This window comes from Methyloversatilis sp., assembly GCF_030696805.1.
In the GTDB taxonomy this organism is placed as follows: Bacteria; Pseudomonadota; Gammaproteobacteria; order Burkholderiales; family Rhodocyclaceae; genus Methyloversatilis.
This window is the reverse complement of record NZ_JAUYRO010000054.1, coordinates 49,181-72,440: the sequence shown is the minus strand read 5'-3', so window position 1 is coordinate 72,440 and position 23,260 is coordinate 49,181. Positions and strand designations below refer to the sequence as shown.

Below are 23,260 nucleotides of genomic sequence, written 5' to 3'. Positions count from 1 at the left end.
GTTTCTGCCGCGGTCAACCAACAAGAGGGATGCGCCATGGCTTTCGGCCTTTACATCATCGGCGACGAGATACTTTCCGGGCGTCGTCAGGACGGTCACTTCGCCAAGGTTCGAGCGCTGCTCGCCGAACGCGGCCTGCAACTGTCGTGGGTGAGTTACCTGGGCGACGAGCGCGAACGGCTGACAGAAGCCTTCCGCCGCACCCTGGCGACCGACGACATCGTGTTCTCATGCGGCGGCATCGGCATCACGCCGGACGATCACACGCGGCAGGCTGCTGCTGCTGCACTGGGCGTCGAGTGTGTGCTGCATCCGGAAGCCGAGGCGCAAATCCGCGCCCGCTTCGGAGCCGAAACCACGGAGAATCGCCTGCGGCTCGGCGAGTTTCCCGCCGGCAGCCACATCATCCCGAATCCGTTCAACCGCATTCCGGGTTTCAGCTGCAGCCATCACCACTTTGTCCCCGGCTTCCCGGAAATGGCCTGGCCGATGATCGAGTGGCTGCTCGACAACGGCTATCGCGACCTGCACCACACGAGCGCCTGGCGCGAATCTTCGGTCTATGTGCCGAACGCGCATGAAAGCCGGCTGCTCGACATGATGGAAGCGATCGAACGCGAGCATGGCGTGACGGTGTTCAGCCTGCCCTGCTTCGGCAATGCCGAACGCGCCTATCCGCATATCGAACTGGGCGCCAAGGGCGAACCCGCGAAGGTTGCCGCGGCGATGGCGGCCATGCGCCACGAGCTCATGCTGCGCGGCCTGACCGTGCAGGATGTCGCCGACCGCTGACGGGCAAACTCGCGCAAGAACGTCGTCAATGTTGACTTTCGGAGGAGCGGACCCTGTCCGCGATACGGACGCCGATCAAGCAATGCTCCAGTCTTTCAGACGGAAGTCGCCTGCTTGACAGGCTCCTGCGAGAACCCTCGACAGGGTGTGGCCTTCGCAGGCGCAGCGGTTCCGATGCGAACGCCTCACACCGGATCTACAGACGAAAAAAAGCCCCGCACTCGGCGGGGCTTTTCATTCGGCGTGAAGACTTAGGCAGCTGCCTTCTTCTTCGCGACGGTGCTGGCCGAACCCACGGCACGCACGGTGGCCGACGTTGCTGCATTCACATTGGCTTCAGCCATTTCCACAGCTTGCTTGGCAGCTTTGCTCATGCTGTCGTAGGCGCTGTTGGCGGCGGCGATGGCCGACTTCACGGCGGCGACGGCGACGTCCGAACCGGCCGGAGCTTGCTTGGCGGCCTGGTCGAGCGTGGTGCTGACAGCCTTGTTCACTTCACCGACCTGGGCTTCGACAACCTTGGTCAGTTCTTCCTGGGTCTGCGAGAAGATTTCATAGACGCTGCGCGAGTAGGCAACGGCCTTTTCGATCGACGGCTGCACCAGACCGCTTTGCAGCGAGACGACGTCTTGCATGTCCTTGGCACCCATCATGATCTTCACGTTGGCGACGCTGTCTTCCAGCATCGAACGGGCGGTGTTCAGGTTCAGGGCAGCGAGGCGCTCGGTGCTGGCGAAGGCAGTGTTGGCCAGCGTCAGCAGGGCTTCGATGGTGTTCTTGTTTGCAGCGGCGAAATGTTCAGTCGTGAAAGCCATGGTGAAAGTCTCCATACATTTGATTGAAAGAGCGACCACGAAGCGAACAAGACGTTAAACGCTGACGGGCCACCAAAATGCGTGCCGCACATACAAACCAAGCAGCGTCTGTATTGCACCGCACCATGAGCACGATTATAGGGGGGGGGGACGCGAAGTCAAGCTGTTTTTGCTGCACTGCACACAAAAGATTGAAAGAGACTTAAGCAACAGAATCAACATGATGTGAACGATCGTTCAGATCGGAGTCTGCGCATCTGCTGGGCGTCAAATACATGCAGGTGTATATCGTCAGGTCAGTTCCGACAGCAGTCTTGCTGCGGTGCGCTCGGTCTCGCGCAGATACGACATGCCATAAAGGTTGTAGTGGTTGAGCAGGTGGTACAGCCGGTACAGCGCGCGTCGTGATGACGCACTCGGATGCAGCGGCGCGCCCTGCAGGTAGGTGGCGTACATCGTGGTCGGAAAGCCGCCGAACATTTCGGCCAGCGCGAAATCCGCTTCGCGGTCGCCGTAATGCACTGCCGGATCGAACACCGTCGGGCGGCCACCGGCATCGACGCCGGCATTGCCGTGCCACAGGTCGCCGTGCAGCAGCGATGCCGCCGGGCGGTAGTCGAGGAACAGCGCGGCGATCCGCTCGACGATGCCCTGGATGTTGCTGACCAGCGATCCGCGCAATCCGCCTTCTACCGCGGCCGCGAGCTGCGGCAGCAGGCGCTTGCGGGCGAAGAAAAGCGGCCACGATTCCGAACTGCCGTTCTCCTGCCTGCTGTCGCCCAGCCAGTTGTCGCGGTTCAGGCCGTAATGCGGCCCATGCACCGCGTGCAGCGCGGCCAGTACGTCGCCGAAGCGCCGGCCGTCGTCGGCATCGCGCACCGGCTTCAAGTCCAGCCACTCGAGTGCAAGCCACGCATACGTGTCATGGCTGCCTTGCGAACGTATGGCCGGTATGCGGAAAGTGTCGGTCTGCGTCAGCAATGTCAGGCCATCGGCTTCAGCCGCAAACACGGCGGCCCGGTCGACCGGCAGCAGCTTGACGAACAGCGGCCCGTCGCCGGTATCGATCCGCAGCGCGCGCCGGGTGCGCCCGGCCGGCAGTTCGCTGAATGCTTCGAGCCGACTGCCCAGCGTCGCGGCAATATGACTTGCCAGCGCGTGCAGTGCCTCCGAGGTCACGCGCCCTGGCCCCAACTGTCGGCCAGGCGTGCATTGGCCGACGACAGCCGGCCCGCGAGCACCTGCAGGAATACTTCGTAGAAGCGCATGCGGCAGGTTTCGGACGCGCGGCGGATGCGTTCGCCGTCGATCACGAACAGCAGACTGTCGGTATTGCTGTGCACATCGTTGGCGCGCAGCTTCTGGTCGCGCGCGACGATGGACATTTCTCCGCAGCACTCGCCGGCGGTCAGGATGGTTAGCGTGCGGCCGAACTTCGATACCGATACGTCGCCCTCGGCAATCACATACAGGTGGTCGCCCTGTTCGCCGTCTTTCATCAGCAATGTGCCGGCGGCCACCCGTTCGAGCCGCGCGAAACGCGCGACTTCCCACAGTTCGACATCGCTGAAATCGGTGAAGAAAGAGAGGGTGCGCAACAGCCGGAAGTGTTCCGCCGAATCCGAATCTTCGTCGCGCGGTCTGAGCCGGCGGTTGCGGAAGGCCTGGGCCAGATCGTGCGTGAATTCGGTCCAGTTCGCGTAGCGCAGCGCAATGTCCTTGTGCATGGCGCGCGCGACCACGGCGTCGAGCGCCGGCGGCAGGCCGGGCCGGTGCACAGAAGGCGGCGGCGGCTCGACATGGATGATCTGGTACACGAGGCTGTAGTTGTTGCTGGCCTGGAATGGCAGCTCGCCGGCCAGCAGCTGGTACAGCACGACACCGAGAGAATAGATGTCGGTCTGGTGGTTCAGCGGCATTTCGCGCACCTGCTGCGGGCTCATGTAGGCGGGCGAGCCGACGCCTTCGACCTGGGTGCGCTGGTTGGCGGTAAACATCGCGGCGCCGAAATCGCTGAGCTTGATGTCGCCGTCGCGTGTCAGCAGGATGTTGGCCGGCTTGATGTCGCGGTGCGTGATGCCGAGCTGGCAGGCGTAGTCGAGCGCGCGCGTGCACTTGAACATCAGTTCGACGATGCGCTCGACCGGAAGCAGAAAAGGCCGCTGCGTGTGCGCGTCGAGCGTGCCGCCGGCCAGGTATTCCATGGCGATCCACGCTTCGTCGTCGCCGACCACCGCGTCGTGGATCGGAACGATGTGCGGATGCTGCAGCTTGTCGGCCAGTGACGCTTCGTTGATCAGCAGGTTGCGATGCATCTTGCCGCGTGTGCGGTCATTCAGCACGTCAGGGTCGATGCACTTGATCGCCACTTCGCGCTGAGTGACCGGATCCCACGCGAGCCACACGGTACTGGTGCTGCCGCGGCCGATGATGCGTCGCAGCTGGTAGCGGCCGAGCGTGCTGCCGGGCGGATAGTCCTTCGGGCGCAGGCTGTCCATCGTTCAGACGTTGGTCAGCCGCTGGTTGGCCAGCGCCAGCCGCTCGACCAGGATGCGCAGGAAGGCACGGTCGAAGCGGTGCCGGCAGGGTTCGGAAGCGCGCTCCAGCGCGGCATTGGCCAGGTGGATCACCACCGACTCGCACAACGTTGATACATCGGCGCCGCGCGTTCCGCGCTCCGGCGTCAGCCACGCCATTTCGCCAACGCATTCGCCGGCTGACAGTACATTGAGCAGCTTGCGCGCCTTGGTCACCTTCACCTCACCCTCGGCGAGAATGAAAAAGCCGTCAGCCGCATCACCCTCGCGCAGCAGCATCTGACCGCCGGCCACGCGGTGCCATTCGCCCAGCCGCACCACTTCCCACAGTTCGACGTCGGTGAAATCGCGGAAGAAGGCGAGCCGGCGCAGCGAGTTGAATTTTTCGCTGTCGGCGATCCGGTTGTCCTGTTCGCGCAGCGACTCGCCGCGGAAGGCTTCGGCCAGATCGAAGGAAAAGGCGTCCCAGGTCGGGTAGCGGTCGTCGAGCGATTTTTGCAATGCGCGCATCACGATGGCGTCAAGCGCCGGCGGCAGCTCGGGCCGCAGCGCGGATGGCGGCACCGGCTCGGCGTGCGTGATCTGGTACATCATGCTGTAGTTGTTGCTGCCCTGGAACGGCAGCTGACCGGTCAGCAGCTGGTACATCACCACGCCGAGCGAAAAGATGTCGGTCTGGTGGTTCAGCGGGTGTTCCTTGATCTGCTGCGGGCTCATGTAGGCCGGCGAGCCGACGCCCGACACCTGCGTTTCGGTCGCCGACACGGACATCGCGGCGCCGAAGTCCGACACCTTCACATTGGTGCCCGGCGGGTGGTGACCATCACTGCGCGGCTCTTCCACGCGCATGATGTTGGCCGGCTTCAGATCGCGGTGGATCACGCCGAGCCGCCACGCGAAGTCGAGCGCACGCGTGCATTTGAAGATCATTTCGAGCACGTCGCCGATCGGCAGCAGCCGGTCCGGTCGGGTGTGCGGCTCCAGCGTGCCGCCGCGCACGTATTCCATGACCAGATACGCCGGATCGGCGTCGGCCACCGCGTCGTAAATCTGCACGATGTGCGGGTGGGTCAGTTTGCCCGCCAGCGAGGCCTCGGCGATGAAGAACTTCTTCTGGAAGCGCTCGGACTTGCCGCCTTCGCCTTCGGCCGCGCCGCGCGCGACGATCTTGATCGCCACGTCGCGGTTGCCGAACGGGTCGTGCGCGAGGAACACCTTCGAGGTCGCGCCTTCGCCGAGCAGGCGCTGGATGCGGTACTTGCCGAGCAGGTCCATATCAGCGGCCGGCCGGGCAGGGAGCAAACAGCGGCCTGTGGTCGGCCATGGCTCAGTCCGCCGCCAGCCGGGCGCGGGCGCGCACGATGGCGGCGCGCACCTGCTCCGGTGCCGTGCCACCGATGTGATTGCGCGCCGACAGCGATCCTTCGACCGTCAGCACTGCATACACGGATGCGTCGACCAGCGGCGAGAACGATTTCAGCTCGTCGAGCGACAGGTCGGATACGTCGCAACCCTTCTGTTCGGCCAGACGCACCGCTCGCGCGACCGCTTCGTGCGCGTCGCGAAACGGCAGGCCGCGCTTGACCAGCCAGTCGGCCAGGTCGGTCGCGGTGGCGAAACCCTGGCGCAGTGCGGCGCGCATCGCATCGGGCTTGACGCGGATGCCGGACATCATGTCGGCGAAGATGGTGAGCGTGTCGCGCAGCGTGTCGGCGGTGTCGAACAGCGGCTCCTTGTCTTCCTGATTGTCCTTGTTGTACGCCAGAGGCTGGCCCTTCATCAACGTGAGCAGCCCGACCAGATGGCCGTTGACGCGACCGGTCTTGCCGCGCACCAGCTCGGGCACATCCGGGTTCTTCTTCTGCGGCATGATCGACGAGCCGGTGCAGAAGCGGTCGGCCAGATCAATGAAACCCACGCGCGGACTCATCCACAGGATCAGTTCTTCCGACATGCGCGACAGATGGGTCATCACCAGCGCCGCGGCGGCGCAGAATTCGATCGCGAAGTCGCGATCGCTGACCGCGTCGAGCGAATTTTCGGACACCGCCTCGAACCCCAGCTGTTCGGCGACGAAGTGACGATCGATCGGAAAGCTGGTGCCGGCCAGTGCGGCCGAACCCAGCGGCAGGCGGTTGGTACGGCGGCGGCAGTCGATCAGGCGTTCGCGGTCGCGCTGCGCCATTTCGAAATAGGCCAGCAGGTGGTGGCCGAAGGTGACCGGCTGGGCCACCTGCAGGTGGGTGAAGCCGGGCATCGCGGTGTCGGTGTGCTGGGTGGCCAGATCGAGCAGGGCGGACTGGAAGTCGGTCAGGCGGGCGAGGATGACGTCGATCTCGTCGCGCAGCCACAGCCGGATGTCGGTCGCCACCTGGTCATTGCGGCTGCGGCCGGTGTGCAGCCGTTTGCCGGCGTCGCCGACCAGTGCGGTCAGGCGCTTCTCTATATTGAGGTGGACATCCTCGTCATCGAGATTCCAGTCGAACTGCCCGTTCTCGATTTCCGCCTCGATCTGCGCCATGCCGCGCCGGATGTCGTCCAGATCGGTCTGCGCGATGATGCCCTGACGCGCCAGCATGGCGGCGTGCGCCAGCGAGCCGCGGATGTCCTGCCGCCACATGCGACGGTCAAAAAATACCGAAGCGGTGTAACGTTTCACCAGTTCGGACACCGGCTCTGAAAAACGGCCCGACCAGGCCTTGGTCGGCTCGGGCTGCGAAGGATGGCTCATGATGGCAACAGGTAGAAGAAACGCGCGATGAGAAGCGTCGGAAAAAGGACTGCAAGTATAGGCCACCGGGCAGTCTGCCCGTGGCGGAGCGCCGCTTGAGGCCGTCGCGCGCGCCCGACTGGCGCAACCTTGGCGTGGTGCTGCGCAGCGTGCTGCTGGTCAACGCACTGGCTGCATTGGCGCTGCTGGCGCGCAATCGCAGCTGGGACGCACTGCTGCTCGACGCGATGGAAATGGCGGCGCGGGTCGAACCGGCGCTGCTGATGTCGCTGCTGCTGCTTTATCTGGCGGCGCCGCTGTTCGCGCGCCTGCCGGTGCGCGCCGGCTGGGCGCTGGTGGCGCTGTGCGCGCTGGTCTGCACATTCGTCGCCGAAGCCATGACCGGCTGGGCGATCGAGGACATGAAGGCCTGGCCGGTGCGCGAGGGGATGTGGGCGCTGCTCGCGTCGGCCGCGGCGATGGTCTATTTCACCGTGCAGGAACGCGCGCTCGGCCCGGCCATCGCGCAGGCGCGTCTGATGGCGCTGTCGGCGCGCATCCGGCCGCACTTCCTGTTCAACAGCCTCAATGCAGTGCTGGGCATCATGCGCGAGGACCCGCGTCGCGCCGAACGGGCGCTCGAGGAGCTGTCGGACCTGTTCCGCGTGCTGATGCGCGAAAACCGCGAACTGGTCACCCTGGGCGAGGAACTGGCGCTGTGCCGCCAGTACATGGCGCTGGAAAAGCTGCGTCTGGGCGACCGGCTCGGCGTGCTGTGGCAAACCGACGGCTGCCCGCCGGACGCCCGCGTGCCGCCGCTGATGCTGCAGCCGCTGCTCGAAAACGCGGTCTATCACGGCGTCGAGCCGATGGCCGGCAATGGCGAAGTCAGGGTCAGTGTGACGCGCAGCGGCAACGAAGTGGTGGTCGAGATCGACAATCCGGCGCCGCCGCGCGATGGCCCGGCGGCGTCACACGGCGGCGGCAACCGCATGGCGCTGGACAACATCCGCGAGCGGCTGATGCTGTTCTTCGATCTCGAAGCACAACTCGATGCAGGCGAGCAGGACGGCCTGTACCGGGTGCGCATCCGCTTTCCGTACCGGGCGGCCACATGATCGACCGGCCGGCCGAACTGCGCGTGTTCATCGCCGACGACGAGGCGCCGGCCCGGTTGCGGCTGCGCGCCCTGTTGTCAGACATCGCACCCGAACTGCCCAACCGCGTGGTGGGCGAAGCGGCCAACGGGCACGAGGCGCTCGACGCGCTACAGGCGCTGCCACCGCACGACACCGCGGATCTGGCGCTGGTCGACATCCGCATGCCGGGCATGGACGGCATCGAACTGGCCGCTCACCTCGGCCGCCTGCCGGCGCCACCGACGCTGGTGTTCTGCACCGCCTACGACCAGTACGCGGTGCGCGCCTTCGAACTGAATGCGGTCGATTACCTGCTCAAGCCGGTGCGCGCCGCCCGTCTGCTCGATGCGCTGCGCCGCGTACCCGGCCGGGCGGTGCCGGCCGACGTCGTGCATAGCCTGCTGCCGGGCGGGCGCCTGCACCTGTCGTGCAGCGAGCGCGGTCGCATCCTGCTGGTGCCGGTGCGCGAGGTGCTCTATCTGCGCGCCGAACTCAAGTACGTCACCGCGCGCACCGCCGAGCGTGAATACTTGCTGGAGGAACCGCTGGCGGCGCTGGAGCAGGAATTTGCCAGTCGTTTCGTGCGCATCCACCGCAGCTGTCTGGTCGCGCGCGAGGCCATCGTCGGCTTCGAGCAGGTGCGCGATGGCACCGACAGCCACTGGGCAGTCGTGCTGAAAGGTCTGGACGAGCGACTGCCGGTCAGCCGCCGCCAGTGGGCGCAGGTCAAGGCTGAATTCGCGGAGACCGGGCGCGGGTAGGCGTTTCTGCATCGGCACGCGTCGGTTCCGGGGGGCGCTCCCACAACACACCAGCGCTGGACGACGTCCGCATACACCGCGTTTACACCCCGCCCACGGATTTATAGACCGTCTTTTCACCGATGCGCCGACGATGCACCGCTGTTGGGTCATCGACGGAAAGGTGGACAGGATGGACGCAATGCTTGCACTGTGCGCCGCGCTCGCGGCCGGGTTGTTCGTGTATCTGCTGGTCGCGCTGTGGCGCGCGGAAGACTTCTGATGACCGCGCCCATCACCCTTCAGATGGTGCTGCTGCTCGGCGGCTACCTCGCGCTCGTGTGGGGTCTCGCCCAGCCCATGGGACGCTGGCTCGCTGCGGTGGCAGACGGTGCGCCGACACGGCTGCGGCGCGTCGAGGCCGGCCTGTTCCGCCTGTGCGGGATCGATGCGACACGGGAACAGGGCTGGCGCGGCTATGCGCTGTCGCTGCTGCTGTTCAACGCGCTTGGCGTGGTGGCGGTGTATGCACTGCAGCGGCTGCAGGCCGTGCTGCCGCTGAACCCGCAGGCGCTGCCGGCGGTGGCGCCGGATTCGGCGCTCAACACCGCGATCAGTTTCGTTACCAATACCAACTGGCAGGGCTACGCCGGCGAAAGCACGATGAGCCACCTGACGCAGATGCTCGGGCTGGGTGTGCAGAATTTCCTGTCGGCGGCCACCGGCATCGCGGTGGCGTTCGCACTGATGCGCGCCTTTGCGCGCCAGGGAACGGGCACCCTGGGCAGCTTTCCGGTCGATGTCGTGCGCATCACCCTGTATGTATTGCTGCCGCTGTCGTTCGTGCTCGCGCTGGTGTTCGCCGGTCAGGGCGTGATCCAGAACTTTTCGCCCGACGTCAGCGCTCGGCTGATCGAGCCCTGGCTGCAGGCCGACGGCAGCACGCTGACGACGCAGACCCTGCCGATGGGCCCGGTCGCCTCACAGGAGGCGATCAAGATGCTGGGCACCAATGGCGGCGGCTTCATGAATGCCAACTCGTCGCACCCGTTCGAAAACCCCACGCCCTGGAGCAATCTGCTGCAGATGGTCGTGATCTTCCTGATCCCGGCCGGGCTGTGCGTGGCATTCGGGCGGATGGTGGGTGACCGCCGTCAGGGCCACGCGCTGCTGGCGGCGATGACACTGCTGTTCGTCATCGCGGTGCTCGGCATCATGGCGTTCGAACAGTCGGGCAATCCGAAGCTTGCCGCGCTGGGCGCCGATACCGCCGCGAGCGCGCTGCAGCCGGGCGGCAACATGGAAGGCAAGGAAGCGCGCTTCGGCATTGCCGCCAGCGCGCTGTTCGCCGCCATCACCACCGCCGCCTCGTGCGGTGCCGTCAATGCGATGCATGCGTCGCTGACACCGCTGGCCGGCGGCATCGCGATGTTGTTGATGCAGCTTGGCGAGGTGGTGTTCGGCGGCGTCGGTTCAGGGCTTTACGGCATGCTGCTGTTCGCCGTGCTGGCGGTGTTCATCGCCGCGCTGATGACCGGGCGTTCGCCCGAATACCTGGGCAAGAAGATCGAGCCGGCTGAAATGAAGCGGGTATCCATCGCGCTGCTGGTCACGCCGCTGCTGGTGCTGATCGGCACAGCCATCGCAGTGAGTACCGACGCCGGCCGCGCCGGCCTGCTCAACCCCGGTGCCGCCGGCTTATCGGAAGTGCTGTACGCCTTCTCGTCGGCCGCCAACAACAACGGCAGCGCCTTCGCCGGCCTGTCGGCCAATACGCCTTTCTACAACACGGCGCTGGGCATCGCGATGGCGTTGGGGCGCTTCGCCGTCATCGTGCCGGTGCTGGCACTGGCCGGCGCGCTGGCCGCGCGCAAGCGCACGCCGCGCGAAACAGTCGTCGGCAACGCCGCCGCGTTGCCGACGCACGGCCCGCTGTTCATCGTGCTGCTGGTGCTGACCGTGCTGCTGGTCGGCGCGCTGACCTACCTGCCGGCGCTCGCGCTGGGCCCGGTGGTCGAACACATCAACATGATTCACTGAGGAAAGACGTCATGACGACAGCCCTCCATCCGTCACGCCCGGCCTCCAGCCTGCTTGATCCCGCGCTGCTGCGCGGCGCACTGCGCGACGCCTTCATCAAGCTCAATCCGGCGGCCCAGTGGCGCAATCCGGTGATGTTTGTCGTGTATGTCTGCGCCGCGTTGATCACGGTGCTGTGGCTGCAGGCGCTGCTGGGTCACGGCGAGGCGCCGGTCTGGTTCATCGGTGCCAATGCGCTGTGGCTGTGGTTCACCGTGTTGTTCGCCAACTTTGCCGAGGCGATGGCCGAAGGCCGCAGCAAGGCGCAGGCCGCGAGCCTGCGCAGGCTGCAGAAACGCGGCACGGCGAAGAAGCTGCGGGCGCCGCGTCATGGCGAGCGCTGGGACGCCATCGATACGGGCGCGCTGCGCATCGGCGACGTGCTGCTGGTCGAGGCGGGAGATACCGTACCGTGCGATGGCGAGGTGATCGAAGGCGTCGCATCGGTGGACGAGAGCGCGATCACCGGCGAATCGGCGCCGGTCATCCGCGAAGCGGGCGGCGACTTCTCGTCGGTCACCGGCGGCACGGCCGTGCTGTCGGACTGGGTCGTCATACGCTGTACGGTTAACCCGGGCGAAAGCTTTCTCGACCGCATGATCGCCATGGTCGAAGGTGCGCAGCGGCGCAAGACACCGAACGAAGTCGCGCTCACCATCCTGCTGGTGACGCTGACGCTGGTATTCCTGATGGCCACCGTGACCTTGCTGCCGTTCTCGATGCACGCGGTCGGCGCGGCCGGGACAGGCGAGCCGGTTGGCATCACGGTGCTGGTCGCCCTGCTCGTGTGTCTGATTCCGACCACCATCGGCGGCCTGCTGTCGGCCATCGGTGTGGCCGGCATGAGCCGCATGCTGGGTGCCAACGTGATTGCCACCTCGGGCCGAGCGGTCGAGGCGGCCGGCGACGTCGACGTACTGCTGCTCGACAAGACCGGCACCATCACGCTGGGCAACCGGCAGGCGGCCGCCTTCCTGCCGGCGCCGGGCGTGACCGAACAGGCTCTGGCCGACGCCGCGCAGCTTGCCTCGCTGGCCGACGAAACGCCGGAAGGGCGCAGCATCGTCGTGCTCGCCAAGCAGCAGTTTGCGTTGCGCGAACGCCAGCTGCTGTCGCACGACGCGATCTTCGTGCCCTTTACCGCGCAGACCCGCATGAGCGGCGTGAACTGGGAGGGCCGGCAGATCCGCAAGGGTGCGGCCGAAGCGGTCCGCGTGCATGTCGAAGCGCAGGGCGGGCGCTTTGCGCCCGAACTCATGCGCATCGTCGAAGACGCCGCGCGCCGCGGCAGCACGCCGCTGGTGGTCAGCGACGGCGCCCATGCGCTGGGCGTGGTCGAGCTGAAGGACATCGTCAAGGGCGGCATCAAGGAGCGCTTCGCCGAGCTGCGGCGCATGGGCATCAAGACCGTGATGATCACCGGCGACAACCGGCTTACCGCCGCGGCCATCGGCGCCGAAGCGGGTGTCGATGACGTGCTGGCCGAGGCGACGCCGGAAGCCAAGCTCGCGCTGATCCGTCGCTACCAGGCCGAGGGGCGAATGGTAGCGATGACCGGCGACGGCACGAACGATGCGCCTGCGCTGGCCCAGGCCGACGTCGCCGTGGCGATGAACAGCGGCACGCAGGCGGCGAAGGAGGCCGGCAACATGGTCGACCTCGACAGCAATCCGACCAAGCTGATCGAAGTGGTGGAGATCGGCAAGCAGATGCTGATGACGCGCGGCGCGCTGACCACCTTCAGCATTTCGAACGATGTCGCCAAGTACTTCGCCATCCTGCCCGCCGCCTTCGCCGGCACCTACCCGCAGCTGGGTGCGCTCAACGTGATGGCGCTGGGCACCGGCAGCTCGGCCATCCTGTCTGCGGTCATATTCAATGCACTGATCATCGTGGTGCTGATTCCGCTGGCGCTGCGCGGCGTCGCCTACCGCGCGCTCGGCGCGGGCGCACTGCTGAGGCGCAACGCGCTGATCTACGGTCTGGGCGGCCTCATCGTGCCGTTCGCCGGCATCAAGCTGATCGATCTCGCGCTGAACGCGCTGCACCTTGCCTGAACGGAGCCCGACCATGCATGCCTTGCTCGCACACTGCCGCACCGCGCTGACCGTCTTCCTGCTGTTGAGCGTCATCACCGGGCTGGCTTATCCACTGGTCGTGACGCTGGCCGCGCAGTCGTTGTTTGCATCGCAGACCCGCGGGTCGCTGATCCACGACCGGGCCGACGATGAGGGTAACGTCAGCGGGGAAACCGTCATCGGCTCGTCGCTGATCGGCCAGCCTTTCGCGTCGCCCGGCCACTTCTGGTCGCGCCCGTCGGCCACCGCCCCGATGCCCTACAACGGCAGCGCCTCCGGCGGCAGCAATCTGGGCGCGAACAACCCGCAATTGCTGGATGCGGTACGCGCGCGCATTGCTGCGCTGCGCGCCGCCGATCCGGACAACCGGGCACCGGTGCCGGTGGATCTGGTGACCGCGTCGGCCAGCGGTCTGGACCCGGACATCAGTCTGGCGGCCGCCGTCTATCAGTCGGCCCGTGTCGCCCGCGCACGCGGCATCGACATCACTGCCGTGCAGACGCTGATCGAGCAGCTGGCGCAACGACCCTGGCTGGGCATCGTCGGCGAGCCGCGGGTGAACGTGGTGGCGCTCAACCGCGCACTCGATGCGGCGCGCTGAATCATGGCGACGACATCGCGTCGCTATTGCTGCGGGTACTTGCCCTGGTGGCTGCCGTGTGTGGACAGATCGCAGCGTAGCCGGCAGCCACCGCCCGCCCGGCCCGATGACCGTCCGCCGCAGCAGTAAAGTGCACGCATGACCGACGAACCGGCACGCCCCGACCCCGACGCGCTGCTCGCTGCGACACAGGCCGCCGATGCCCGCGCGGCGCGCGGCCGGCTGAAGATTTTCTTCGGTGCCTCGGCCGGAGTCGGCAAGACCTGGGCCATGCTCAATGCCGCACAGCGGCTGCGCGAACAGCAGGTCGATGTGGTGGTCGGCGTGATCGAAACCCATGGTCGCAGCGACACCGCGCTGCAGCTGCAGGGGCTGGAACAGCTGCAGCGCCGAGCCGTGGTGCTGCAGGGACGCTCGCTGGAGGAATTCGACCTCGATGCCGCGCTGGCACGCCGCCCCGCGGTGCTGCTGGTCGATGAACTGGCACACAGCAACGCTGCCGGTTCGCGCCATCCCAAGCGCTGGCAGGACATTGACGAACTGCTCGATGCCGGCATCGACGTGTGGACCACGGTGAATGTGCAGCACATCGAAAGCCTGAACGACGTGGTCGGTGGCATCACCGGCATCCGGGTGCGCGAGACGGTGCCCGATCACGTGTTCGACGAGGCCGCTGAAGTGGTGCTGGTCGACCTGCCGACCGAAGACCTGCTGCGCCGGTTGCGCGAGGGCAAGGTGTATCTGCCGGAACAGGCCGAACGCGCGGTGCAGAACTTCTTCCGGCGCGGCAACCTGATGGCACTGCGCGAGTTGGCGTTGCGTCGCACCGCCGAGCGGGTTGACGACGAAGTCCGGAGCTACCGGCGCGAACACGTCAGCGCCGACCGGCGCACCGTGTGGCAGGTCAGCGATGCGCTGCTGGTGTGCGTGGGCCCGGACGCCGGCAGCGAACGGCTGGTACGCGCGGCCGCGCGTCGCGCCGCGCCGGGCGACGCGCCGTGGCATGCGATCCATGTCGAAACGCCGGCGCTGCAGCGTCTGCCCGAGGCGCGGCGACGTGCCATCCTTGATACCTTGAAGCTGGCCGATTCGCTGGGTGCCACGACCGCCACGCTCAGCGCACAGGACGCCGCGTCTGCTGTCGTGAGCTATGCGCGCGATAACAATCTGGGCACGCTGGTGACGGGCCACACGCCACGTGGCGCCACGACCGAGCTTTGGCGCCGCCTCACTGCGCGGCGCCACTTCGGCGAGCGGGTGGCCCGTCTCGCGCCCGAAATCGAGTTCATGGTAATCGCGCTCGACGCGCCGCCGCAGGGGGATGCACCTCCGCCGTCGGCCGGCGACGAGCACGACCTACAGGCGCGTATGCTCAGGCGGCGCGGCTATGCATGGGCTGTTGCGTCGAGTGCCGCAGTGTCCCTGCTCGCCACGCCGCTGCTGCCATTCTTCGACCTGGCCAACATCGTCATGCTGTTCCTGCTGACGGTGGTCATCATTGCGGCGAAATTCGGCCGCCGCGCAGCGCTCGCCGCGGCGGTGATCAATGTGCTCGCATTCGATTTCTGTTTCGTGCCGCCTCGCTTCACCTTTTCGGTCAGTGACGCCCAGTACCTGATTACCTTCGCAGTCATGATGATTGTCGGTTTGATCATCGGTCAGCTCACGGCCTCGATGCAGTATCAGGCGCGGGTGGCACGCTACCGCGAAGAGCGTGCGCGCAGCCTGTTCGAAATGGCGCGCGAGCTGGGCAAGGCACTCACGCTCGAGCAGGTGACGGATATCGGGCGGCGCTATGTCGAACGCGCATTCCGAGGCCATGCGGCATTGATGCTGCCTGATGTGGACAACCGTCTTGTGCTGTTGCAGGGCGATGACGCGGCGGATTCAGCCGCCTCGCCGGCGCGCCCGCCCGACATCGGCCTGGCGCAGTGGGCGCACGATCACGGTGAGCCGGCCGGTCACGGCACGGACACATTGCCCGGCAGCCCGACGCTATATCTTCCGCTGCGGGCCCCGATGCGCACGCGCGGCGTGATTGCGGTCGAACCGGCCAACGCGCGGCTGCTGATGATTCCGGAACAGCGCCAGCTGCTCGACACCTATGCCGCGTTGGTCGCAATCGCCATCGAACGGGTGCATTTCGTGACGGTCGCGCAGGACACGCTGGTATCGATGGAATCCGAACGCCTGCGCAATTCGCTGCTTGGCGCGCTGTCGCACGACCTGCGCACCCCGCTCACCGCATTGATCGGGCAGGCGGAAAACCTGTCGGGCGCGCTGGCGCGCGACGGCTCGATGCACCGTGCCGGCGCGCAGGCCATCGTCGACCAGGCGCGGCGCACTGCGCAGCTCGTGAGCAATCTGCTGGACATGGCCCGGTTGCAGGCCGGCGCTGTAGCTCTGCGACATGACTGGCAGTCGCTGGAAGAACTGGCCGGCAGTGCGATCCGCTCTATCGCGGGCGCGCTGGCGCAGCATCCGGTCAGTATCCGCCTGCCGGACGATCTGCCACTGCTGTATGGCGACGCAGTGCTGCTTGAACGCGTGCTGGTCAATCTGCTGGAGAACGCAGCCAAATACACGCCGCCCGGCACACCGATACGGCTGACCGCACACAGCGCGGGCGATTCCGACGGTGACCCTCTCTTCATTGAAGTGACTGACGACGGTCCGGGCCTGCCGCCTGGCGACCCCGACCGGCTGTTCCGCACCTTCACGCGCGGCGACATCGAATCGAGCACGCCGGGCGTCGGCCTCGGGCTGGCGATCTGCCGCGCCATCATGCGCGCGCACGGTGGCGATATCGAAGCGACAAACCGTCCGCCGCCGGCGCACGGTGCGGTGTTTCGCTGCACCCTTCCGCAGCGCGCCGCACCGGCGAAGCCCGACCCACCGGACTCCACCGCGGTATCGGATGCGGCACACTCCGGCCGATGAACCTCGTGCACACGCCGCCTGCCCGCATCCTGATCGTCGAGGACGACCCCGGCATCCGCCGCTTCGTGCGTCAGGCGCTGGAAGAAGAAGGCCATCAGGTGTTCGACACCGACCGCCTGCAGCGGGGTCTGATCGAGGCGGGCACGCGCAAGCCCGATCTGGTCGTGCTTGATCTCGGGCTGCCGGATGGCGACGGCATCGACCTGATCCGGGATCTGCGTGGCTGGAGTCGCATGCCGGTCATCGTGCTGTCGGCGCGTGTCGGCGACACCGACAAGATCGAGGCGCTCGATGCCGGCGCCGACGACTATCTGGCCAAGCCGTTCTCGGTCGGCGAGCTGATGGCGCGCGTGCGCGTGGCGCTGCGCCGCATGGCCCGCAGCGCGGAGGCGGCGGCACCGCTTCGTTTCGGTGATTGCCAGCTTGATCTGGCGCGTCGCCTGATCACGCGCAGCGGCGAGCCGGTGCACCTCACACCCGTCGAGTACCGCCTGCTCGCACAGCTTGCCGCCCACGAAGGACAAGTGCTGACGCATCGTCAGTTGCTGCGCGAGGTGTGGGGGCCGAACAGCATCGAGCACGGTCACTACCTGCGCATCTACATGGGCCATCTGCGCCGGAAACTCGAGACCGATCCGGCACGACCGCAACATCTGCTGACCGAAACCGGCGTGGGCTACCGTTTCATCGTCGATCCGCCGGCGAAGGGCTGAACGCCTGCGCAGCCGGTTGGTCGCGCGCCCAGCCATAAGGTCGAGTGCAACAGTCGAGGCGCCTTTCGCAGGTTTCGCGTTGTGAAGGTGCCGGCGATCGGCGCGGCCCTGTTGGTCTGGCGCGTGCGGGCGCGACGGCTGTGGGAACGGCGGTCTCGCCGCGATCCGCACGCTGATCATCGACCATCACGGCGCTCATCGCGGCGAGGCCGCCGCTCCCACAGGACCTCCCGCTGCGCGCCTCGAAACAGATCGATCACGCCGTTTCACAGCGATCGACACTTGCCGCTCGCAGTGTCGGCCGGGTCAGGTCGATGGACTGCAAGTTCAATCCGTCGCCAGCGAGACGTGACCGCTCGCCCCGCCGAGGGGTTTCATCGGGCGTCGTGATCGGTGTCTTACCTCGCCGCTGCGAAAGCGTTCGACATCGATCAATTTCGCATGGCCGGGCGTCGTTCTCCTTTATCCAGTTGTGTTTTCACCGGGCTGCTGAGGTGTAATCCCTGGTGTCTCAAATTAGCCGTCTCGCATGAGACAGGCGTCGGCGGCGTGATGTGCTTCATCTGTGCCACGGCCGCGGGTGATCTTCCCGGCTCCGCTCTGCACACCCTGTTGCAGCGCATTGATTTAGAAACGGTTTTTCTTTTTCTCCCCGGATCGGCATGTCCCGCGTGCATGGCACGCAAACTGCGCTTCCGATTGCGCATGCCCGGCGTTCGCCAGCGTGCCGGCGAGCCCGTTCTCAAAGGGCTTTGCCGTTTCCATCAACAGGCGACCGGTGGAGAAGGAAGGCCGGCGTCCAACAGGAGGTTTGAACATGACTGTCCGCATCGTGAAATCGGCGCGCGCCCGGCGCTGCGTGCTGCCGGGGCTCGCGGCCCTGATGCTTTCCACGCAGGCCGTGGCCGCCGATCCGGAACCGCCGCTCGGCGTGAACAAGCTGGAAGCCACCTTCAAGTGGCGCCCGAACTACGTCAGCGAAGACATGCTGCTGAACGCCGACAAGGATGCGGGCAACTGGCTGAATTACGGCAAGGGCTACGATTCGACCCGCTACAGTCAGCTGGCGCAGATCAACCGCGACAACATTGAAAAGCTGGTGCCGATGTGGAACCTGTCCTTCGGCGTGAATGATGCGCAGGACAGCCAGGCCATCGCGGTCAACGGCACGCTCTATGTCACCGCCAGCCAGAACAAGGTGTTTGCCGTCGATGGCGCCACCGGTCGCATCAAGTGGAAATACGAGCACCCGCTGCCCGGCGATCTCGGCCCCTTCCTGTGCTGCGAGGCCATCAACCGCGGCGTCGCGGTGTACAAGGACATGGTCTACATGGCGACGCTGGACACCCGCGTGGTCGCGCTCAACGCCACTACCGGCAAGCTCGTGTGGAACGTGAAGCTCGGCGACTACACCAGCGGCGACATCTACACCTCGGCACCGCTGGTGGTGCGCAACAAGGTGATCGTCGGCAACTCCGGCGGTGACCTAGGCGGCAACGCCGGCCGCATTTCGGCGCTCGATCCGGACACCGGCGAAAAGATCTGGGAAACCTTCACCCGCCCGACCAGCCCGGATCACCCGATGGCCAAGACGTGGGCCAACGATTCGTGGGAGAACGGCGGCGCTTCGGCCTGGCTCACCGGTTCCTACGACGTCGAAACCAACACGCTGCTGTGGGGCGGCGGCAACCCGGCGCCGGACTTCGACCCGCACGTGCGCAAGGGCGACAACCTGTACAGCGATTCGACCATCGCGATGGATCCGGACACCGGCAAGATCAAGTACCACTTCCAGTACACGCCGAACGACGCCTGGGATTACTCCGGCAACAACGAAACCATCCTGATCGACGATGAGAAGGGCCGCAAGGTGTGGCTGCACGGCGACCGCAACGGTCACCTCTATTCGATCGACCGTACAAATGGCAAGTGCAACTGGGTGGTGCCGATCGCCCGCGTGAACTGGGTGAAGAGCTGGGCCGACAACTGCCGTCCCGTTGTGAATCCGGACAAGATCCCGCAATACGACAGGCTGGTCACCGACATCGCCCCGGTGCTCGACGGTGGCAAGGAATGGCACCCGGCCACCTACAGCCACAAGAGCAAGCTGGTCTATATCCCCTTCATCGACAGCTCGATGAACATCCAGCTGAAGAAGGAGCAGCAATTCGAACGCGGCAAGTGGTGGCTGCGCACGCGCGAGCTGACGGTTAACCCCTACACAGGCGGCGTCAAGGCTTTCAACGCCACCACCGGCAAGCTGGTGTGGACGCGTCCGCAGAGCTATCCGGCGACCAGCGGCCTCATCTCCACCGCAGGTGGTCTGGTGTTCGCCGGCGACGCGGCGGGTTTCCTAAACGCGCTGCATGACGAAACCGGTGAGGCGATGTGGCGCTTCAATGTCGGTGCCGGCATCCACGGCAACCCGACCACGTTTACGGTCGACGGCAAGCAGTACGTGGCCATCGTGTATGGCCCGGGCGGCGGCAGTCTGTGGCCGCTGGTCTATGACGAGTTCTTCCGGCACCAGAATCGCGGCGGCGGAATGATGGTGTTCGCGCTGCAGAAGTAAGCGACCACGGTACGGGCCGCCGATGCGGCCCGTACCGTGTATCCCGAAGAATCACTGGAGTCAGGATTTCATGCTGAAAGATTTCGTTGAAGGCGGTGGCCGCGTACAGCGCGCGCTTTCGTGTGTGCTGGCCACCGTGTGTGCGCTGCTTGCCCCGCAGGTGATGGCGATGGGCGCCGGCAATGGCGGTGGCCCGGACGCGGTGTCCGTTCCGGTCGCCGATGCCCGCAAGGGCGAAGAATTGTTCGGTCGCAACTGCCAGCAGTGCCACAACTCGCGCGGCAAGGGCGGCAAGGGGCCGCAACTGGTCAAGGGCGCCTGGGCACCCGGCGGTGCGAATTCGGACGACTACATGTTCAAGGTCATCGCCGACGGGCGGCCCAACACGCAGATGGGCGGCTGGCGCAACAGTCTGAGCGAGCAGGAGATGCGCCAGATCGTCACCTTCCTACGCGAAGAGGCGAAGCGCGTCGCGATCACCGACCAGAAGTCCGACCCCGACGACGAAGGTCAGTGGTACTGAGGCGATGGGCGAGGCCCGAGCGAAGAACGTCGCAACATCGACGTTCTTCGCTCGGTTTCCCTACCCGCTGTTGCGCAGCGCCGCAGCCACGCCATTGATGGTGAGGTGGATAGAGCGGCGCGTGCGTTCATGGCGGTTGCCGCTGCGGAAACGGCGCAGCAGTTCGACCTGCAGGTGGTTCAGTGGCTCCATGTAGGGGAAGCGGTTGCGGATCGAGCGGGCGAGCAGCGGATTGGTGGACAGCAGCTCCGGTGCGCCGGTGATCTGGCTGACCGCGTCCAGCGTGGCCTGCCATTCAGCGCGGATGCGCGAAAAGATGGCGCTGCGCAGTGCCTCGTCCTCGACCAGTTCGGCGTAGCGGCTGGCAATCGCGATGTCGGTCTTCGACAGCACCATGTCGATATTGGAAATCAGCGTCGCGAAGAACGGCCATTCGTGCACGATGGCCTGCAGCCGTGCCAGACCATCGGCGTGCTTGGCGCGATATTCATTCACCGCGGTGCCGAAGCCATACCAGCCGGGCAGCATGAGGCGGCACTGCGACCACGAAAAAACCCACGGAATTGCGCGCAGGTCCTCGATCTTCTGTCCCTTCTTGCGAGAGGCGGGGCGTGAGCCGATGTTCAGTTCGGCGATTTCCGAAATGACCGTCGATTCCCAGAAGTACTTCTCGAAGCCTTCGGTTTCATAGACCAGGTTGCGGTAGGCCTTGAAGGCGTAGCCGGACAACTCTTCCATTGCGTCGGTGAATTCCGGCGGCGCATCACCTTCGCGCTTGCCCAGCAGCGTCGCCTCGAAGGTGGCGGCGGCCAGCACTTCGAGGTTGCGGCGGCCGACGTCCGGGTTGGAGTATTTCGACGCGATCACCTCGCCCTGTTCGGTCACGCGGATCTGGCCCTGCACTGCGCCGGCCGGTTGCGCCAGGATCGCCTGGAAGCTGGGCCCGCCACCCCGGCCGACCGAACCGCCGCGGCCGTGGAACAGGCGCAGCCGCACGCCGTGCCGCTTGAACACCTGCACCAGCCGTGTTTCCGCCTTGTACAGCTCCCAGCCCGACGTCAGGAAGCCGCCGTCCTTGTTCGAATCGGAATAGCCGAGCATCACTTCCTGCGTCGTCGAGCGGGCATCGAGCAGCACGCGCCAGATCGGGATGGTGAAGATGCGGTCCATCACGCGCGGTGCATTGCGCAGGTCGCCGATGGTTTCGAACAGCGGAATGATGTTCATCGCCGAGCGCCGCTCATGCACGTTCAGCAGCCCGACTTCCTTCAGGATGAGCGCCACTTCCAGCATGTCGGACACGCCGTCGGCCTTGGAAATGATGTAGTTGGGCAGCGCTTCCGGGCCGTACAGCGCGTGCATCTGCGCCGCCGTGCGGGCGATCGCCAGCTCACCTTCGGTTTCTTCCGAAAACTGCATGAAGCTCGACGTCAGCGGCCGTGGCGTGCCCAGCTCGTTGATCAGCACTTCGATGCGCTGCTCTTCGCGCAATTCGAGGTAGTTGTTGCACACATGCGCTCGGGCCAGCAGTTCGGCGATCACCCGCTCGTGCACATCCGAGTTCTGCCGCAGGTCGAGCGCGGCCAGATGAAAGCCGAACACGCGTGCCGCGTGGCGCAGGCGGCGCAGCCGGCCGCGTGCGATCAGGCGCGACTTGTGGCCGATCAATGACTCGTGGATCACGTCGAGGTCGCGCACGAATTCGGCGGCGTTGCGATAGGGGTCGGCGTCGCCGACCGCCTTCCACAGCGCCTCGTGCTGGTCGAGCGTGCGCGCGGTGGCGGCCAGCCGGGCATAGATACCGGCCAGCGCGCGCCGGTACAGTTCGTCCTCGCGGTGCGGCGACTTGTCCGGCGCAGTGGCGGCCAGCACGCGCAGTTCGTCGCTGACATTGTTCAGCATCATCGTCGAACACAGATCGGTGTCGAGGATGTGCACCTGGGTCAGGAAGTAGTCCAGCGCACGGGCCGACTGCACGCGCAGCGTCGAACGCAGCACATCGGCCGTGACGAACGGGTTGCCGTCGCGGTCGCCGCCGATCCACGAGCCCATGCGCAGGAAGCTGCCGATGTGGCGCTTGTGCTCCGGAAACGCTGCTTCGAGCTGGTCTTCGACCGCGTTGTAGACGCGCGGCAGTTCGCGCAGGAAGGTGTAGTCGTAGAAGGACAGCCCGTTTATCACCTCGTCGGCGACCGACAGGCGCGTGCGACGCAGCATGCGGGTCTGCCACAGCGACGTGATGGTCCGGCGCACGGCTTCGTCGTGGTCGGCAAGTTCATCCGGCGTCAGCCGGGTGCGGTCGCGCTCGTCGATCAGCCGGGCGATCTTCATTTCCTGACTGAGAATGCTCTTGCGCTGCACCTCGGTCGGGTGCGCGGTCAGCACCGGCACCACCAGCGCGTCGCGGAAGAAGCCGAGGATTTCCTCGGCCGGCACCTTGGCGTCGAGCGCCTTGCCCAGTGCATTGGCCAGCGTGCCGGGCCGCGGTGCGTCGCCGGCGATGGCGTGCGCGCGGGCGCGCCTGATGTGGTGCTGGTCTTCGGCAATGTTGGCCAGGTGCAGGAAGTAGCTGAACGCGCGCACTACGATGATGGTGTCGTCGTCGCTCAGGCCGTTCAGCAGCTTGGCCAGCTCGGCGCGTGCTTCGAGGTCGTCATCGCGGCGGAAGCGCACGCACAGCTGGCGCACGTTCTCGATGATTTCGAACATGCGGCTGCCTTCCTGCTCGCGCACCACGTCGCCCAGCATGCGGCCGAGCAGGCGGATGTCGTCGAACAGCGGCTGGTCCTTGTCGTGCGCGGCGCGTTCGTGCGTCGCAACCGGCGTCTGGGCCTGTTGATTCACGTGCAATCCTTCCAGAAGATCGGTCAGGTCGGGAACAACGCTGCCAGCCTTCATTGGCGGGGCAGTGCGTTCCATTCAGGGCTGCTAGAATCCGAGGCCGTTTCGCGCGCTGTCCGCAGGAGCCGGTGGGGCTCCTGATCACGCTGGCGCGCGGTGTGTTCACCTCACGCCCCTTAT

General features: G+C 66.0%; 17 protein-coding genes. 11 read left to right on the top strand and 6 right to left on the bottom strand.

The window, feature by feature from the left end; translation table 11 throughout:
- Positions 1-36: 36 nt before the first annotated feature.
- Complete coding sequence (locus Q8R75_RS10490) at positions 37-792, top strand: molybdopterin-binding protein (RefSeq protein ID WP_305614003.1); 756 nt, start codon at positions 37-39, stop codon at positions 790-792.
- 251 nt (positions 793-1,043) lie between these two features.
- On the opposite strand, the gene Q8R75_RS10485 is transcribed toward Q8R75_RS10490, so the two are convergent.
- The 5 genes from Q8R75_RS10485 to argH form a co-directional block, all read right to left on the bottom strand.
- Complete coding sequence (locus Q8R75_RS10485) at positions 1,044-1,607, bottom strand: phasin family protein (protein WP_305614004.1); 564 nt, start codon at positions 1,605-1,607, stop codon at positions 1,044-1,046.
- A 291-nt stretch (positions 1,608-1,898) separates the two neighbouring features.
- Positions 1,899-2,786, bottom strand: coding sequence for a fructosamine kinase family protein (locus Q8R75_RS10480; protein ID WP_305614005.1), 888 nt, complete (start codon positions 2,784-2,786; stop codon positions 1,899-1,901).
- Positions 2,783-4,105, bottom strand: a complete 1,323-nt coding sequence (locus Q8R75_RS10475; protein ID WP_305614006.1) for a serine/threonine-protein kinase — start codon at positions 4,103-4,105, stop codon at positions 2,783-2,785. The genes Q8R75_RS10480 and Q8R75_RS10475 overlap by 4 nt, the downstream gene beginning before the upstream one ends.
- A 3-nt stretch (positions 4,106-4,108) precedes the next feature.
- On the bottom strand, positions 4,109-5,419 hold the full coding sequence (locus Q8R75_RS10470) for a protein kinase (RefSeq protein WP_305614007.1): 1,311 nt from the start codon (positions 5,417-5,419) through the stop codon (positions 4,109-4,111).
- A 52-nt stretch (positions 5,420-5,471) separates the two neighbouring features.
- The gene (gene argH / locus Q8R75_RS10465; protein ID WP_305614008.1) at positions 5,472-6,875 is read right to left on the bottom strand and encodes an argininosuccinate lyase; all 1,404 of its coding nucleotides are present in this window, start codon (positions 6,873-6,875) and stop codon (positions 5,472-5,474) included.
- 95 nt (positions 6,876-6,970) lie between these two features.
- Between argH and Q8R75_RS10460 the strand changes: the two genes are divergently transcribed.
- The 10 genes from Q8R75_RS10460 (at position 6,971) to Q8R75_RS10415 (ending at position 20,239) form a co-directional block, all read left to right on the top strand.
- On the top strand, positions 6,971-7,972 hold the full coding sequence (locus Q8R75_RS10460) for a histidine kinase (RefSeq protein WP_305614009.1): 1,002 nt from the start codon (positions 6,971-6,973) through the stop codon (positions 7,970-7,972).
- Positions 7,969-8,754 carry a LytTR family DNA-binding domain-containing protein gene (locus tag Q8R75_RS10455; RefSeq protein ID WP_305614010.1) on the top strand — a complete coding sequence of 262 codons (786 nt, stop codon included), beginning with the start codon at positions 7,969-7,971 and terminating at the stop codon, positions 8,752-8,754. Before Q8R75_RS10460 ends, Q8R75_RS10455 begins: the two co-directional genes overlap by 4 nt.
- A gap of 172 nt (positions 8,755-8,926) precedes the next feature.
- On the top strand, positions 8,927-9,016 hold the full coding sequence (gene kdpF / locus Q8R75_RS10450) for a K(+)-transporting ATPase subunit F (RefSeq protein WP_305614011.1): 90 nt from the start codon (positions 8,927-8,929) through the stop codon (positions 9,014-9,016).
- Positions 9,016-10,773 (top strand): potassium-transporting ATPase subunit KdpA, encoded by a 1,758-nt coding sequence (gene kdpA / locus Q8R75_RS10445; RefSeq protein ID WP_305614012.1) that lies wholly within the window; start codon positions 9,016-9,018, stop codon positions 10,771-10,773. The genes kdpF and kdpA overlap by 1 nt, the downstream gene beginning before the upstream one ends.
- An 11-nt stretch (positions 10,774-10,784) precedes the next feature.
- Positions 10,785-12,869 (top strand): potassium-transporting ATPase subunit KdpB, encoded by a 2,085-nt coding sequence (kdpB, locus tag Q8R75_RS10440; RefSeq protein WP_305614013.1) that lies wholly within the window; start codon positions 10,785-10,787, stop codon positions 12,867-12,869.
- A 13-nt stretch (positions 12,870-12,882) separates the two neighbouring features.
- The gene (gene kdpC, locus Q8R75_RS10435) at positions 12,883-13,491 is read left to right on the top strand and encodes a potassium-transporting ATPase subunit KdpC (RefSeq protein ID WP_305614014.1); all 609 of its coding nucleotides are present in this window, start codon (positions 12,883-12,885) and stop codon (positions 13,489-13,491) included.
- A 138-nt stretch (positions 13,492-13,629) separates the two neighbouring features.
- Positions 13,630-16,431, top strand: coding sequence for a two-component system sensor histidine kinase KdpD (kdpD, locus tag Q8R75_RS10430; protein WP_305614015.1), 2,802 nt, complete (start codon positions 13,630-13,632; stop codon positions 16,429-16,431).
- Entirely contained in the window at positions 16,428-17,144 is a 717-nt protein-coding gene (kdpE, locus tag Q8R75_RS10425; RefSeq protein ID WP_305614016.1) for a two-component system response regulator KdpE, read from the top strand. Before kdpD ends, kdpE begins: the two co-directional genes overlap by 4 nt.
- Before the next feature lie 817 nt (positions 17,145-17,961).
- Positions 17,962-19,716, top strand: a complete 1,755-nt coding sequence (locus Q8R75_RS10420; protein WP_305614017.1) for a PQQ-dependent dehydrogenase, methanol/ethanol family — start codon at positions 17,962-17,964, stop codon at positions 19,714-19,716.
- A gap of 163 nt (positions 19,717-19,879) precedes the next feature.
- Positions 19,880-20,239 carry a cytochrome c gene (locus Q8R75_RS10415; RefSeq protein WP_305614026.1) on the top strand — a complete coding sequence of 120 codons (360 nt, stop codon included), beginning with the start codon at positions 19,880-19,882 and terminating at the stop codon, positions 20,237-20,239.
- A gap of 60 nt (positions 20,240-20,299) precedes the next feature.
- Here the strand turns inward: Q8R75_RS10415 and ppc are convergent, their stop codons facing one another.
- Positions 20,300-23,083: a phosphoenolpyruvate carboxylase gene (ppc, locus tag Q8R75_RS10410; RefSeq protein WP_305614027.1), complete on the bottom strand. Its 2,784-nt coding sequence runs from the start codon at positions 23,081-23,083 to the stop codon at positions 20,300-20,302.
- Positions 23,084-23,260 lie beyond the last annotated feature (177 nt).